The organism is Paenibacillus paeoniae, assembly GCF_003388735.1.
Taxonomy (GTDB): domain Bacteria; phylum Bacillota; class Bacilli; order Paenibacillales; family Paenibacillaceae; genus Pristimantibacillus; species Pristimantibacillus paeoniae.
The window spans coordinates 523072-538761 of sequence record NZ_QUBQ01000001.1 but is presented as its reverse complement, the minus strand read 5'-3'; the positions used below and the strand labels follow the sequence as shown (position 1 = coordinate 538761).

Annotated in this window: 16 protein-coding genes; 2 read left to right on the top strand and 14 right to left on the bottom strand. The window is 46.9% G+C overall.

Annotated elements, in window-relative coordinates; all coding sequences use genetic code 11:
- Position 1: 1 nt before the first annotated feature.
- From DX130_RS02470 to DX130_RS02455, 4 genes are all read right to left on the bottom strand, one after another.
- Positions 2-418, bottom strand: coding sequence for a cation transporter dimerization domain-containing protein (locus DX130_RS02470; RefSeq protein WP_116042557.1), 417 nt, complete (start codon positions 416-418; stop codon positions 2-4).
- A gap of 180 nt (positions 419-598) precedes the next feature.
- A complete protein-coding gene (secF, locus tag DX130_RS02465; protein ID WP_116042555.1) occupies positions 599-1519 on the bottom strand; it encodes a protein translocase subunit SecF in 921 nt (306 codons plus the stop codon).
- Complete coding sequence (gene secD, locus DX130_RS02460; protein ID WP_116042553.1) at positions 1509-2747, bottom strand: protein translocase subunit SecD; 1239 nt, start codon at positions 2745-2747, stop codon at positions 1509-1511. Before secD ends, secF begins: the two co-directional genes overlap by 11 nt.
- Positions 2748-2829: 82 nt before the next feature.
- Positions 2830-3069, bottom strand: a complete 240-nt coding sequence (locus DX130_RS02455) for a post-transcriptional regulator (RefSeq protein ID WP_116042551.1) — start codon at positions 3067-3069, stop codon at positions 2830-2832.
- Between the two features lie 197 nt (positions 3070-3266).
- Between DX130_RS02455 and spoVB the strand changes: the two genes are divergently transcribed.
- Positions 3267-4826: a stage V sporulation protein B gene (gene spoVB / locus DX130_RS02450; protein WP_116042549.1), complete on the top strand. Its 1560-nt coding sequence runs from the start codon at positions 3267-3269 to the stop codon at positions 4824-4826.
- Here the strand turns inward: spoVB and DX130_RS02445 are convergent.
- Entirely contained in the window at positions 4819-5580 is a 762-nt protein-coding gene (locus tag DX130_RS02445; protein ID WP_240644143.1) for a YetF domain-containing protein, read from the bottom strand. The genes spoVB and DX130_RS02445 overlap by 8 nt on opposite strands.
- 219 nt (positions 5581-5799) lie before the next feature.
- On the opposite strand from DX130_RS02445, the gene DX130_RS02440 reads away from it, so the two are divergent.
- Positions 5800-6192, top strand: a complete 393-nt coding sequence (locus DX130_RS02440; protein ID WP_116042548.1) for a TIGR04086 family membrane protein — start codon at positions 5800-5802, stop codon at positions 6190-6192.
- Positions 6193-7082: 890 nt separating this feature from the next.
- On the opposite strand, the gene DX130_RS02435 is transcribed toward DX130_RS02440, so the two are convergent.
- From DX130_RS02435 to ruvC, 9 genes are all read right to left on the bottom strand, one after another.
- Positions 7083-7700 carry a hypothetical protein gene (locus DX130_RS02435; protein WP_116042546.1) on the bottom strand — a complete coding sequence of 206 codons (618 nt, stop codon included), beginning with the start codon at positions 7698-7700 and terminating at the stop codon, positions 7083-7085.
- A gap of 14 nt (positions 7701-7714) precedes the next feature.
- On the bottom strand, positions 7715-8230 hold the full coding sequence (locus tag DX130_RS02430; RefSeq protein WP_116042544.1) for a hypothetical protein: 516 nt from the start codon (positions 8228-8230) through the stop codon (positions 7715-7717).
- Between the two features lie 391 nt (positions 8231-8621).
- Positions 8622-8933 (bottom strand): preprotein translocase subunit YajC, encoded by a 312-nt coding sequence (gene yajC / locus DX130_RS02425; RefSeq protein WP_116042542.1) that lies wholly within the window; start codon positions 8931-8933, stop codon positions 8622-8624.
- Between the two features lie 14 nt (positions 8934-8947).
- Positions 8948-10096: a tRNA guanosine(34) transglycosylase Tgt gene (tgt, locus tag DX130_RS02420; protein WP_116042541.1), complete on the bottom strand. Its 1149-nt coding sequence runs from the start codon at positions 10094-10096 to the stop codon at positions 8948-8950.
- A gap of 8 nt (positions 10097-10104) precedes the next feature.
- Complete coding sequence (gene queA, locus DX130_RS02415; RefSeq protein ID WP_116042539.1) at positions 10105-11151, bottom strand: tRNA preQ1(34) S-adenosylmethionine ribosyltransferase-isomerase QueA; 1047 nt, start codon at positions 11149-11151, stop codon at positions 10105-10107.
- Between the two features lie 10 nt (positions 11152-11161).
- Positions 11162-13279 (bottom strand): SpoIID/LytB domain-containing protein, encoded by a 2118-nt coding sequence (locus DX130_RS02410; RefSeq protein WP_116042537.1) that lies wholly within the window; start codon positions 13277-13279, stop codon positions 11162-11164.
- Positions 13280-13332: 53 nt separating this feature from the next.
- Positions 13333-14337, bottom strand: a complete 1005-nt coding sequence (gene ruvB / locus DX130_RS02405; protein ID WP_116042535.1) for a Holliday junction branch migration DNA helicase RuvB — start codon at positions 14335-14337, stop codon at positions 13333-13335.
- A gap of 21 nt (positions 14338-14358) precedes the next feature.
- Positions 14359-14991 carry a Holliday junction branch migration protein RuvA gene (ruvA, locus tag DX130_RS02400; protein ID WP_116042533.1) on the bottom strand — a complete coding sequence of 211 codons (633 nt, stop codon included), beginning with the start codon at positions 14989-14991 and terminating at the stop codon, positions 14359-14361.
- A complete protein-coding gene (gene ruvC, locus DX130_RS02395) occupies positions 14988-15491 on the bottom strand; it encodes a crossover junction endodeoxyribonuclease RuvC (protein WP_116042531.1) in 504 nt (167 codons plus the stop codon). The genes ruvA and ruvC overlap by 4 nt, the downstream gene beginning before the upstream one ends.
- Positions 15492-15690: the final 199 nt, after the last annotated feature.

Here is a 15690-nt window from a genome sequence, read left to right as displayed (position 1 = left end):
ACTATTGCAGCAGTGTCGGCATCTGCTCCTGATTTGGATCATGATTGGATTTGTACGGATAACCGGGATCGTACGGTTCAACATAAATGGACACATCCGTCAGATGATGGAACCGGTGCATAAGCAGCATACGAACCCGCTTGGCAATTTCCTGGCCTTCCAACACCGTAATGCGGGGATTGACGCTAATGACGATCTCAGCCACAACGTAGTGACCGTGTTCTCTTGCGCGTATGGACTGCACGGTTACAACACCTTCCACGCGCTGCACCACTTGCATCAATTCATCCGCATTTTCATTTCGATCCGAATCCCTTTGATTCCTTCGAGCACCCCGAAACAGAACGTCCAGCACGTTATCCCATATACGAGTTCTGCCCCGGGTTGCCTTCTTCCCATCTCGCGGTCTGGTTGACATTTGAACCTCCTGAAAGGTTTTGCGGAGCAAAACCTGACTTCGTAAGCATTAGCTTAGGTTTTGCGGAGCAAAACCTGACTTCGTAAGCATTGGCTTAGGTTTTGCGGAGCAAAACCCGACTTCGTAAGCATTGTCAGAAGCAGGCATACTCCGCTCGCAATTCTTATTTTGATGTCCTAATTAAGGAGTAGGTTTTACAGCAACTTTTGGTTTTTGCTTCTGATTGCGCTTGAACAGGAACCAAAGCGGGCTCGCTACGAAAATCGTAGAGTAGGCGCCGCTGACAAGACCAATCAATAGCGCGAAGGAGAACATCTTGATCGATGCGCTGCCCCAAATAAAGATACACACGGTCACGATAACAACCGTCAATACCGTATACAAGTTACGCGCCATCGTTTGCCAAATACTTGCATTAACGATTTCAGCAAGATCCTCTTCGTTTTTAATCGACGCAAACCTCATATTCTCGCGAATACGGTCAAAAATAACAATTTTATCGTTAATCGAATACCCCAGTGTTGTCAGTACGGCTGCGATAAACGGCAGATCTACCTCAAAGCGGAGGATCGAGAAGGCCGCAACAACAATAAAGCTGTCATATAAAATAGAAATATTCGCAGCAAGCGCGAAACGCCACTCAAAGCGAATCATGACATAAAGCATAATACCTAAGCTCGCAATCAAGATCGCCCAGATTGTCTTAATGCCAAGCTCGCGAGCGATGTCCGGCGAGACAACGTTAACTTCCGTATCAATATCTTGGCCGAACTTTTCCTTGAAAGCAGCAGAGACTTTATTCGATTCTGTTGTATCAAGAACGTCATTGAAGCGAATCGAAATCCGATCATTGTTTTGTCCGCCAATTGTAGGGGACAATTCGTCATATCCTAATGATGTCAACACCTCATTGACCTCTTGCTGAGTTACGGCTTTTGTTGTAGCTACGTCCATATTTGAACCTGCTTTAAAATCAATACCCAGATTCAATTGAAAGAACACGAGCGACAAAATGCCGATTATAGTCAAAACCAGTGAAGCACCTAAAAATTTATTTCGATTTTTCACGACATCATAGCGAATTTTCGTCTCAAAGTTCACGAATTTCACTCTCCTTCACGCCATAGTAGCCCGGCTTCATGAACTTATTGCTCCGAACGAGAAGCGTCAGCAGGAAACGAGCAAGGAAAATATTCGTGATGATACTCACCAAAATACTGAAAATCATCGTCAAAGCAAAGCCTTTAATCGCACCATCACCAATGTAATAAAGGACGACACTGGCAATAATGCTCGTAATATTAGCATCCATAATGGTACGGAAAGAGTTCTTGGAACCTGTCTTAAGTGAAGACAGCATGCTCTTGCCGCTGCGAATTTCTTCTTTGATTCTCTCGGCCGTTATGATATTGGCATCGACGGCCATACCAACGCCGAGTACGAATGCCGCTATACCAGGGAGTGTCAGCGTCGCGTTCATCAAATTCTGTACGAGCAGAAGCAGCCATGCGTACGTAATAATAGTGATCGCCGCAACAAAACCAGGCACTCGGAAAATAACAACCATAAACACAAGTACAATCAAAGAGCCAATGACGCCGGCCGTTACGGTATCTTTAAGAGATTCCATACCGAGCTTTGCGCCTACGCTTTGCGTATATTTAGCTTCAAGCTTAAGCGGCAAGGAACCCATGTTGATCAGGTCACGAAGTTCTCTCGCCTCTTCAGTGCTGCCATTATTCATCTCAATACTAGCGTTTTTACTCGCTATTACATTTTTAACAAGGGGGCTGGAAATCTCTTCTTCGTCCAAGTAAATGGACATGGTCTTCCCTACCAATTGGCTTGTTACATTCTCAAATTTCTTTGCATCTTTTAGTTCAATCGTAACAACTGGTCGATTTAAAGTATCAAATTGTAGTCCCGCAGCATTTTCTACGAAATCCGTACCATTAAGCATAATGGTACCATCAGGCGCACGGAACGTCAGATTGATAGGCTTGGACAACATTTGAAGTACTGCGTCATCTTCGCTGTTGATGCCAGGGAGCTTTACGCGAATGCGGTTTTTGCCCTCCGTCGTAATTTCCGGCTCTACCAATCCGGATGCGTCAATCCGATCCTGCAAGCTTTTCGCCGTTTTCTTCAACGTCTCTGGCGTCACATCCGAGCCGCCTTCAAACGGAACTGCTTCATACAAAACCTCGTAGCCGCCTTTCAAATCAAGGCCTAGCTTGACGCCATCCATAACCCACGGAGTCGTTGCAGCCATCGCCGCAAAACCGACGACCACGATTGCAAGGAAGGCAATTATTCTCTTCCCGAACATACGTCTGAATCCCCCTTATGATCTCAATAGTCCCATTATACAGATGCGGCAAAAACGAGTCAAAAAAAGAAAAGGCCCCGCGTTAGAACGGGTTGCCTTTGAAAGCGCTAAGCGTCATGAAATTCATAAATTGCGTGACTTTGAGCGACAAAATATCGTTGACCAGCTGATGCAGCTCCGGCTGCCCTGTCTTCGCATATTTGGCGCTTACGCAGTCCCAAACTTCCTTGCCTTCGACATGCTCGTAGCCGAGCAGCCGGAATTCCTCCGCTTTGCTGCGACATAGCTCCTCAATTATGAAGTCCAATTCCTCGTCTGCCATGCTGCACCTCCTTTTTCACGTTGCTGTTCCTTGTATATATTCGATCATGCCTGTCGTTCTCCTGCCGATGGAAGGAAGATGGGCCAAATGGACTGACATGGAAGAGGACATGCCGCGCATAAGGTGATAGTACATGCAAGTGCGCTAGCGCACGAAGAGGCATTACCGTTACCTTGAAAGAGAAGAGGTCTCCCACTATGACAAAGCAATCGTTTATCAAGGGAGCGATGATTCTGCTCGCCGCAGGCATCGTGAACCGCTTGCTCGGCTTCGTGCCGAGAATTGCCTTGCCCCGAATTATTGGTGCCGAGGGCGTCGGTCTGTATCAGCTTGCCTACCCGTTCCTGATCGTCATGCTTACGCTCATAACGGGGGGCATCCCCCTGGCCATTGCCAAGTGGATCGCAGAAGCTGAATCGCTGGGCGATACGAAACGCGTCAAGCATATATTACGAACTGCCATGATTTTTACGGTGTCCATCGCGGTTGTGCTTACCATCGGGATGCTTTTATTTGCTCCCCTTATTATCCGATATATTCTTCCCGATACAAGGGTTTATCGCGCCTTCCTTATGATGACGCCTATGCTTCTTATTGTTGGTGTATCCTCCGTCTTCCGGGGATATTTCCAAGGCAAGCAGAACATGATACCAAGCGCCATATCCCAGCTTGCAGAGACAGTTGTCCGTATTATCGGTTCGTTGTTTTTGGCCTACTTGTTCCTGCCTATGGGACTGGAGTGGGCAGCGGCCGGCGCGATGCTGGGCGTTGTCGCAGGAGAAATCGGAGGGCTGCTTGTTCTTCTATGGAAATATGTACGCGAAAAAAAGAAGCCAGCCGCATCAAGCGAGCTGCCCTCTCCTCCATCCAGCCAACCCCAGCCTCCCATTCTTCGCAAGCTGCTGGGGCTGTCCATCCCTGTAACGGGCAGCAAGCTAGTCGGTTCATTATCCTACTTGTTTGAATCCATCTTCATCGCTCGAAGCCTGGCGGCTGCAGGTATTGTAACGGGTGTAGCAACCGCTCAATACGGCGCTCTGCAAGGTATGATCATCCCGCTTCTCCTTCTTCCTACTGCTCTAACGTATTCGCTTGCCGTATCTCTTGTCCCCTCGCTGTCTGAAGCTGCGGCACGCGGAGACAAAGCATTAATTCAGAAAAGACTTCATCAGTCCATGCGCTTAGCGCTTGTATCGGGAGCGCCGTTCGTCGTCGTTATGGGATTGTTCGCTGAACCACTATGCCGGCTTATCTACGATCATCCCGAATATGCACCGATGCTCCAACTACTTTCCATTGCCGGAATCTTCATCTATTTGCAAGCTCCGTTGCAAGCAGCACTGCAAGCTTTGAACAAACCAGGCAATGCTCTCATGAATACATTCATCGGCGCTGCAGTCAAGCTGGTGCTCATCGTTCAGCTTGCGTCCAAGCCGGAGTTTGGCATTTATGGCGCTTTAATCGCCATTAGCGTCAATATTGTGCTGGTTACCATTCTTCACGGCATCAGCGTCATGCGGTCCATCGGGTTCCGTATGAACATTCTGGACTTCTTAAAGGTTGGTGCCGCCATGACGGTAATGGGTGCAGCCGCTCAGTTGACGATGAATCATTCACCACTCTCCAAGGAATGGCTCAGTCTCCTCGTAGCTTGCCTGGCAAGCATTATTGTATATATGCTGCTGATGGTCTGGATGCGTATCATTGACCGTTACGACATCGCGAGGATTCCATGGCTAGGCGTTTGGTTTAAGTGATTTTTTTCTGATTGACATCCACAAACAGCTTCCCCTTGTGATCGATCGTACATAAAAAAACATCCTTGAAATCGTTCACTTTCTGATCCTGCAACACATTTTTCAGCCAAAAACGTGTCTTTTCGATCTTCTCCAAATTTTCATCTTGAACCTTGCCATCCATAATGAGTGGAATGGGCAATATTTCATACCGAAAGCCAGGAGGAATAATTTTTTCTCTTCCTTTCGGCATAGGCGTATGGCTAGATTTTTCTACATTAATGTCAGGTGTTTCCCTCTCCCCAGCAGACTCTGCTTCCTCTGCTCCGTCTTTCGGGATAACCGAAAGCTTACCGCTTGTCTCCAGGATGGCGAATTCTACATCAGCCACGGAAGTAATTTTATTTTCGCGAAGCTGGAGCATAAGATCATCCAAATTGTAACGCTGCTTGCGCATAATTTCGCGGTTGATTTTGCCCTTAGCGATAATGACGCTGGGCTTCCCATCGAATAACAGGCGAAGCTTGCGATTGTTCATCGATATCATAGCTGTGCTGACTTGTATGAGCAATAACATCACCATTGGGAAAATTCCATCCCACATGGATCGTTCGGTATCCTCAATTACGATTACCGCGATTTCCGCCACCATGACCGATATGACCAAATCAAGCACCGACAGCTTGCCAATTTCCCGCTTGCCCATAAAGCGCATGATCAAAAACACGACGAAATAAATAACCGTCGTCCGGATTAACAGGCTCCAGATTTCCAAGTAAGCGCCTCCTCGAAAGTGTCACGGCTAACCGTCTAGCCAGCTGTAACGTTGTACAGCTATTCTCACCCTGCACCTCACACATCATACGAATAAAACTACACGAATTAATGGCAATGAAACATCTCATTCGCCAAATATTAATTCGAGACTTGTACTATTACCACATGCTTGGCCATAAGGATAAGTAATACGTGAAAATCGGATAGGAGGAATAGGATGAGCTCCGTCAAGCAAGCTCCCAAACCGCCGATAATCGGCTCTCCATTGCTGGCTGGCGTCGTTTTTTCAATGATTTGGCTTGCAGCAGGTGCGTTGCTGCTTTCCCTCATGCTTCATTTCTCAAGTATGAAAGAGGGCAACCTGGGAACCTACTCCATGGTAGTCCATAGTATCTCTGCTTTGGCAGGCGGTCTAACTTCCGGCAGACGATCCGAGCGAAAAGGCTGGTACAATGGCGGCTTGCTCGGTCTGATCTATGGTGTATTGGTCATGATCGTCAGTTTCCTTGCTGCCAATGCCGCCCCATCATGGAACAGTGCGCTCATCCTGGGAGCGGCACTGCTAGCGGGTGCGTTAGGCGGTATCATTGGCGTTAACTTAAAACGTTAAAACAAATTATTATCATGACAGAAATAAAAACTTCTAGGCTAACGGCTGAACAACAAATATTCCGTTGTATGGATTAATTAAACCTTCGAAGTAGAACGTTTTAGACTTAGTGTTGAATGAAACGAAACGATACAACTAGGGGCATAATCAGCGAGTGTAACTTTTCGACACATGCTTATGATCATGCCTCTTCCTTTTATCGCTGTTAGCGCATTTGTGTTTTATACACTGCCATAATCGCTATGAAGTATTGATCTTGATAGAACTAGAAGTTTTTGGAATATGTATCTAGCAATAATAGCTGCTCTTCTTTATAGCTGACTTTCCTCGTGTTGATTTTACTGAATTTATGCCGTTCACGTTATATGTGCTTGTAATTGATTATATACTTCATCCGAAAAAATGTTGTGATCTTCTGATATCCATAGCGTCATTTATGTTGCTGCGAATAGCTCAAATCTTCTTCTGAGCCATAATGTTTCATACGCTATAACTCTACTTTCCACCGATAATACCTAATGCAAGGACACCTAGCCATAGACATGCGTTTGCCACGCTGATTTGACCTCAAAGCGCCTCAACCAATTTTGCCAATTTTACTACGATTTCTAATGACACCTCCTTTCCATATCCTTGTACTTTTCAGCCATCTAATTAATGCTTGAAAACAATACCAGCCAGTCACATTTCAATTTCTTTCATCTTAGTTTCCACTAAGTAGCTGACTCTTTTTGCCAATACAAAACACCTCCAAGGTTATCCCATATCTTAAGATATGGGACCATTCTCTTGAAGGTGTTTTGATTGTCTCAGGCTATGGCATCAGTCTCAAGTGCATCACTTCACCAGAAATTTTAAACAAGAACAAGAAACTTTCATTTTGTTACGTATCAACTATTTTCCAAGTATTTTGCAAACAAGTTATTTTTATATTGCTGCAATTGTTGCCCTACACTTCCTATATCCGTCCCATCAAAATTAATTTTCCCCTCCATAATTAAATAATCAGTATATTTTTGAAGTGCAATAGTTTTTTGATATTCTAATGGTACAAGTTCATTCCAATATTGCTCATTACCAATATTCATAATTTCCAATAATTTAGCATGGGTTTTTAACGTGTTCTCTGATTCTCTTTCTAAAAAGGTTCGATTTTTATTAGCTTCTTCAATTGCGTCTTCTAAACTTACACCAAACCCACTGTTGACGGCCTCTTGATAAAACAACTCTTCTGAAATCAAAGTACCTAAAACAGTCTCTTCACTAAGTTTAACAGCTTGATCGAAATGATTATTGAATGTAATATATTTTGCTACGTCGATATTGCTAATTTCTTTCTCACCAACTTTGGCCAATACCTCCCTATCCAGATGATCAATTTCACTAATGTTTTTCTTTATTCTATCCACATCATGCGTTAATTTATCTGTAGCGATAACATTCGCAGATATAACACCAACTACAGCTGCAATTAACAAAAAAGCAGCTATCACTTTCTTTTTCATCATTTTAACCCCTCCTTTTACCAATTAAAATCAACTTGTGCGGTATTATCAACTTGAAACGCTCCTGCACCGCCAAAAAATCCAGTTACCCCATTTCCCGTTGAGGATTCATTCTTCACATATGATTTCGAACTATTATTATAGTAACCAACAACCCGATAACTTGGGTTATATAGATAAGTTCCTTGTGTAGGTATTGATACATTTTCCCCTCTAATATTTAAACTCACTGGACCAAATTGTGCATTTGGATATACCGCCCAATAACTTGCCATGGTCTGGCTATAAACTTGCCTATAATTTACATAGTATATCGAAGGACTATTCGTATATTCGATTGTAACCAATGTTGTGACAGAAACTGGGGAATAAATATATCCACTAGTAGTAACTCTCCAAATAGAAATTATATCTGTGTCTTCAAATCTTGAGCTATCAGCAGAAGCTTTTGTATTAATCATTAAAACACCAGAAAACAAGATAACAATACAAATGATTAATTTCAGGGCTTTTCTATCAATTTCGATATTCATAATTTACCTCCCAGAATAAGTGATAAAATATTAAAAATAAACCTCCCATCTAAAAATTACATTTTATTTACTTTTTTAGTAAAAATTTTAAATTTATTTTTGTCAACTGATTTTTAGTTTCTTTTTTTGCCAACTTCATTAGACAATATTGTTCATTTTTAAATCGAGACTACTTACAAGAAGACAACTTACATCCAATCATCTCATAGATACTCAAACTCAAGATTTAGTTGCAATTTGAGTTGAATTTTTTAAAAAATTTTGCTTTTAAGTTCATTAAGCTTACTAAAAAAACAAAAAACACCTTTTGTAGCTTCATCGGTGAAATATCATTTCAATCCGAATGACTGCTATAAAAGGTGTATCTGTTTTAATAATCTAGCTGTATTCCTTATTCTGTTGCGGCTGCTGGAGCTGTGCTTACGATTGCATTAATCGCACTGCGCTCGAACGTCATTTTCGTCGTATCATTAACACGAACAACGACTGTGTCATCTGACAATTCTACAACTGTGCCGTGCAAACCGCCGATTGTCGTAATCTTATCGCCCTTTTTAATTTGATTTAGCATGGCGGTACGCTGCTTTTGTTTCTTCTGTTGCGGACGGATAAGCAGGAAATAGAACACGGCAAACATCAGAATAAACGGCCAAATCAGACCCCAAATTCCGCCTGCATTGCCTCCCTCGGTTGCTAGAAACATCGAATTCACCCCTTTCAAAATCCTTTGTCGTTATCATGAAGGCCGTAAGCATCGAAGAAGGAATCCCTGAAGTCTAGCAGCCTGTCCTCCATGATGGCTTGACGAACGTCCCGCATGAGCTGCAAAAGGAAATGTAAATTATGATACGTGGTTAAACGCATGCCGAACGTCTCATCTGCCTTGAGCAAATGCCTTATGTAAGCGCGGGAGTAGTTCTGGCAAGTATAACAGGAGCAATTCGGATCCAACGGCCCGAAATCCTCCGCGAACTTGGCGTTGCGTATAACGAGTCGTCCTCCGCTTGTCATCGTTGTCCCGTTTCTCGCGATTCGGGTAGGCAGCACGCAGTCGAACATATCGACGCCGCGTATAGCACCCTCAACCAGTGCATCCGGAGATCCAACGCCCATCAAGTAACGCGGCTTGTTCGCCGGCAATTCAGGCAGCGTATAATCAAGCATCTCATACATGAGATGCTTAGGCTCGCCAACGCTCAGTCCACCAATAGCATACCCCGGGAAATCCATGGAAGTCAAATCTTTGGCGCTCTGAATACGCAAATCCTTGTGCATGCCACCTTGAACAATTGCGAACAGGGCCTGGTCATGAGGTCTCGCATGTGCTTTCAAGCAACGCTCCGCCCAGCGCGATGTTCTTTCTGTCGATTGTTTGATATATTCATACTCTGCTGGATAAGGCGGACATTCGTCGAATGCCATCATAATATCCGGACCCAGTGCGTTCTGAATCTCCATCGCCACTTCAGGCGACAGGAACAGCTTATCCCCGTTCAAATGGGAGCGGAAGTTCACGCCTTCCTCGGTAATCTTGCGCATTTCGCTCAAGCTGAATACCTGGAATCCGCCGCTGTCTGTCAGAATAGGACGATCCCAATTCATGAACTTATGAAGGCCGCCTGCTCGTTTAATGAGATCATGTCCAGGTCTAAGGAACAGATGGTACGTATTGCTTAAAATAATTTGAGCGTCCATCGACTTCAGTTCTTCCGGACTCATCGTCTTAACGGTCGCCTGCGTGCCCACCGGCATAAAGGTCGGTGTCTCAATAATGCCATGAGGCGTATGTACGCGTCCCAGACGCGCTCCGGATTGTTTGCATTGTTTGATTAATTCGTATTTTACAGCCACATTGTCACATTCCATTCTTCTATTTAATAAATAAACATCGCATCTCCAAAGCTGAAGAAACGGTACTTGTGCTCAATTGCTTCACCATAAGCTTTCATAATGGCATCCCTGCCGGATAAAGCGCTGACTAACATCACTAATGTTGATTTCGGCAGATGGAAATTCGTCAATAAGGCATTAACCAGCTTGAAGGTATACCCGGGATAAATAAAGATAGATGTCCATCCGCTGCAAGCCTGAATCTCTCCTTCGCCAAATCTTCCTGCGAGCGTCTCAAGCGTTCGGGCTGAGGTCGTTCCTACAGCAACAATTCGGCGTCCGTTTACCTTAGCTTCATTCAAGAGTGCTGCATTGGCCTCATCCAGTTCGTAATACTCCGCATGCATCTCATGCTCTTCTACCGTATCCACAGACATCGGCCGGAATGTACCCAGTCCTACGTGCAGCGTGACGTAAACGAGCTTAACTCCTTTATCCTCCAGCTTCCGAAGGAAGCTCTCGGTAAAATGCAAGCCAGCTGTCGGAGCAGCAGCAGAGCCGTCATGACGCGAATACACCGTCTGATAGCGTTCTCTCTCATCCAGCCGCTCCTTAATATATGGAGGCAGCGGCATCTCTCCCAGCCTATCGAGCAGCTCCTGGAAGATGCCTTCATAACGAAACTGAATGATCCGTCCTCCCATATCGCCTTCTGACAATACTTCGGCTTCCATCAATGGAGCGCCGCTGCCATCGTCGCCAAAGACAATAACTGCTCCCGCCTTCAACCTCTTGCCAGGCTTGACGAGCGCTTCCCATTGATCGTCCCCAAGCTGCTTCAATAGTAGAATCTCGGCTTTAGCCCCGGTATCCTTTTTGACACCGAGCAATCTGGCGGGAATGACTCTTGTATTGTTTAAGACAAGAACATCACCCTCTTGCAGCTTCTCTTCCAGATCCGTAAAGATACCATGCTGGGTCGATCCAGACTCCTTACTCAGCATAAGCAATCTGGAAGCCGTGCGGTCCTGCAATGGAGTTTGTGCAATTAGCTCCTCCGGCAGGTCAAAATCAAACCAATCCACATTCATCTCTTAACCTTCATTCCTTGGCTATCGTAATGCCTTTGTAATAGTATTTCAAAATATATTGATAGTCATACCCTTGCTGAGCGAGACTTAACGCTCCGTACTGCGACATTCCTACACCGTGGCCAAAGCCCGTTCCGCTGAAGCTAAATGCCGGATTTTTCGTCACTGCGCGAATATCTCCGCCACTATCCATGACGTACATGTGATCTCCATTATAGGCCGATGACTTGCCATCTGCCCCCATCACATACACCTGTCTGGAACCATCGGATTTGGTCGATTGTGCGCCGCCAGCGCCCTGCAAGACCATTTTCCCCGTTTCCTCTACGCTAAACAACGTGCTTGGCAACGATTCCCCTACTCCAAATGCAGAACGAATGGAGTCTGGCGAAGGAAGGACGATTTTAGTTCCGTTCACTGTCATCTCCGTCGCTCGGCCGGATACTCCACGAGCGCTGATCTCGACCGAAGTGATTGGGCCTGTCAGTTTCGGATTAACACGAGCGTTGATGGAGTTCAACAACTCATCACCTGTAAAAGGGCCTCTAGTCCAGCTCATCGGATTGGATTGAATCACCTTTTCCAGTTCAGTAACTCTATCTCCTTTTTTCAGTTGAGCTACCACTGGGATGGAGTCTTGAATAACGGGATGACGGCGAATGTTCGTGCCATCCGTTGTCAATTCCAGAATGCGGCTGCCCGCAGCTGTCTTCTGACCGGTATCCTTCACCAAATCCTCACGAATATAGCCGAGCAGTCCACTTGGCAACACAACGCGATGCCAGCTATTCAAGCCCGCTTCCGCAGAAGTATCCGGACTGGACACGGATTGCAAATACGGAATCTCGTTTCTCCATACATCTCTCGCATCTGCCGTTGTGCCACCGCCATTGGAGGAGAATACGGCTTCGATTACTTTGCCGTTATAAAGCGCAACTTCTCCTTTGGTCGCTTCGACGGCTTCCGTCGAGGATGGCTTCTCAACACCGGTGCCGTAATAGGCTTGGCTGAGCGTTGTATCTACGACATGGGCGATTTGGAACCCGAATCCTTTGTTCAAAGCGTAGGATCTCGCTGCCACAGCCTGCGCCTTCAATGCTTCTATCGGCCATGAGGTATACATCTCAACGGCAACGACAGAATACAAATATTGCTCGAAAGGCAGCTCATTGACAACAGCCAGCTTGCCGTTAAACGCGCTAAGCTCGAAGCTGCCCCGATACGTCCGATTGCTGCGTTCGGTCAGTCCGATCGGCCCAGCGCTGGCAGGAGAAGCCCATACTTTTATATCGCCAGCCGGGAAAGAGTAAAGCTCATGCGAAGCATCGCCCTTGCCGCTGATTGAATGGTCCGCACGAATCAGCATATACGGGGCCGTGAGATTGCTTGGCTTCAGGGAGGCGCCATTTGGCGCTTTTGCAGCGGCCGCTTGAAGGTTCTTCAGCTCATCAGGTGTAGATGCTCCGCCGACTAGAACGGAATAGACTGCTCCCTTTGCTCCTTCCCTCACTGCAACGTATGCATCAAGCCCCGCTCCGCCAAACGAAGCCGCCGCAGCTTGCGCCGCTGCCTTGCTCTCCATAGCAGGCGATTCCAGACGCAACGGTCCATGCTGTGCCGGCTTGAATCCGCCGAGCAGGCCCGTCAGCTTCGCATCCGCATTCCAGCGGCCAACCGCTGCAGCCGATTCTAGTGCAGTGGTGTATGTGCCTTCGAACACTTGATATTGCGCAGCTCCGTTTTTGGAGACCGATGTAATGTAGCCCATCCCTCTTGCTGATTGGACATGCTGATAGACAGCCCATGCATTGGCAAAGTTAGCTGACTCAAACAGCTTAACCTTATAATCATCTACAGCGAAGCGTACGCTCCGATTGGCCTCAACTGCAAACCACTCTTTGATGCCTGAAGGTTCACGCGTGCCAATCTTGATACCTCCAGCAGACTGAAAGGTTGCCGCAGCTGTCATAGACTCATATTTTCCCGGCAGTTGAAGGAACATCGCAACCCTGATCGTATCCAGTGAAGGAACGGCGGCACGCGTAGGCTGTGCCGTCCAGGTCGACACAAGCAATAACAGTGCGACGGTCGCCAAGGCCAGTCTCTTCCATGATGCTTTGATCGTCATTCTGTTCTCCTCTCTCTTCTCGCATGATTTTTGCCAATAAACCGATCACTTGCTTAATTTCGCTTCGGCACCGGCAAGCCCAGATGGGTATAAGCGTTGTCTGTGGCAATCCTTCCTCTCGGCGTACGCTGCAGGAAACCAATCTGCATCAGGTAAGGCTCGTAGACATCCTCAATCGTCTGACTTTCTTCCCCGATTGTGGCGGCAATCGTATCCAAGCCAACGGGCCTTCCGGAGAATGTTGTCATCATTGCATGCAGCATTTTATGATCGATATGGTCTAGTCCCATGGGATCGACTTGAAGCAATTCCAGCGCGGATCGGGCGATATCATGCGTAATGACGCCGTCTCCCCTCACTTGGGCAAAGTCTCTGACACGCTTCAGCAGCCGATTGGCAATACGCGGCGTACCTCTTGCCCGCATAGCAATTTCCGTCGCAGCTTCTCCGACGATGGCCACATCCAATATTTCGGATGCACGGGACACAATGAAAGCCAGCTCGTCCACCGTATAAAATTCAAGCCGGCTTACAACTCCGAAACGGTCACGCAATGGGGCAGACAACAATCCCGCCCTTGTCGTGGCGCCAATCAGCGTAAACGGCTGCAAATCCAGCCGCACGGATCGTGCACTCGGACCTTTGCCGATCATGATGTCCAGCGCAAAGTCCTCCATGGCCGGATAGAGCACTTCCTCTACCGTCCGGTGCAGACGATGGATCTCATCAATGAACAGGACATCGCCCTCTTGCAAGTTCGTCAGCAAAGCAGCCAGATCACCTGGCCTCTCAATAGCTGGTCCGGATGTCGTTCTTAAGCTGACGCCAAGCTCATTGGCAATAATATTGGATAATGTCGTTTTGCCAAGTCCAGGCGGACCGTACAGGAGCACATGATCAAGCGCTTCCTTCCGCATCTTGGCGGCTTCAATATATATGGTCAAGTTTTCTTTGACCTTCGACTGCCCGATATATTCGGCCAAATACCGCGGACGCAAGCTAAGCTCTACAGCTTGGTCTTCCATCATCAGGTTGGCGGAAATAATTCGCTCATCCATCGCTTGCTGCTCCTCCTTCCGTTACCCTTTGAACAATTGCTGCAGGGCACGCTTCATAAGCGAGTCTACAGACTCATCTGCTTTTACGCTGTCCTGCAATCCATTCCAGGCCTTGTCCAGCTCTGCGGCTGTATAGCCAAGCGCGGCCAGTCCCTCACGCGCTTCCTGCCATACCGTGCCTGCTCCTTGCCCGCCAGCGTCGCCCGCAAGCTCGGCCCCGAATCCTGCTGCAGATAGCAAGCCGCCTTCCGGAACAGCAAATAACAGCTTATCCTTCAAATCCAATATCATCCGCTGTGCTGTTTTCTTCCCGATTCCCGGCAGCTTCGTCAACAGTCCGATATTCTCTTGCTGGATGGCCGATACGACCGACTCAGGCTTGCCTGCAGACAACACGCCCAGCGCCACTCTCGGTCCGATGCCGGATACATCCAATAGCTTGCGGAACAGCGTCTGCTGCTCCCTTGATTCAAATCCGAAAAGCAAGATAGCGTCCTCACGGACATGATGGTGAATATAAACGGTGACAGCTTCATCCTTCGCCGCAAAGGCATACGGATTGGGAACGAACACACGGTATCCGATATCCCTGATATCCATTACAATATATTCAGCTTCCATATGTACGACCGGCCCGCGTAAAAAATCAATCATGTTCGCGTCACCTCGTTAATTTTTTGTGTCATAACGGCAGAATGCGCATGGCAGATCGCCACAGCAAGTGCATCCGCTACGTCGTCAGGCTTCGGAATGGCCGAAAGCTTAAGGAACATTTTCACCATCTCCTGTACCTGCCGCTTCTCTGCTTTGCCATATCCGACGACCGACTGCTTTACTTGCAGCGGTGTATATTCCGCAACGGGCAATCCCCGCTGGGCGGCGGCCAATATAATGACGCCTCGCGCCTGGCCGACCGCAAAAGCCGTTGTCACGTTGCGATTGAAGAACAGCTTCTCCACCGCTACGGTATCTGGCTTGTACCGGTCCATGAGCGCTCCTGCCGACTCATAGATTTGGACAAGGCGTTCCTCCTGAGGGGTATGCGCTTCTGTCGTAATCGCCCCGTACTGAACGGGCGTAAGCTTATGTCCTGCTTTGTCTATAAATCCGAAACCCGCTATGGCAATGCCGGGGTCAATTCCTAAAACACGCAATTCGCCAACTCCCTACCAACCTATCAACTCAATTAGGCCCATCTATCATTATAGCAAAACTTGCCGGGAATGAGAACGAACGTTTGATGTTTCTAATCAACGATTGCAGAGTGGAGAACAAATCGACCTATTTTAGACACCGCAAAAAACCTCTCTTCACCTATCTCAAGAGAGGTTCTTCTGTTGCCGTACCGCTTTT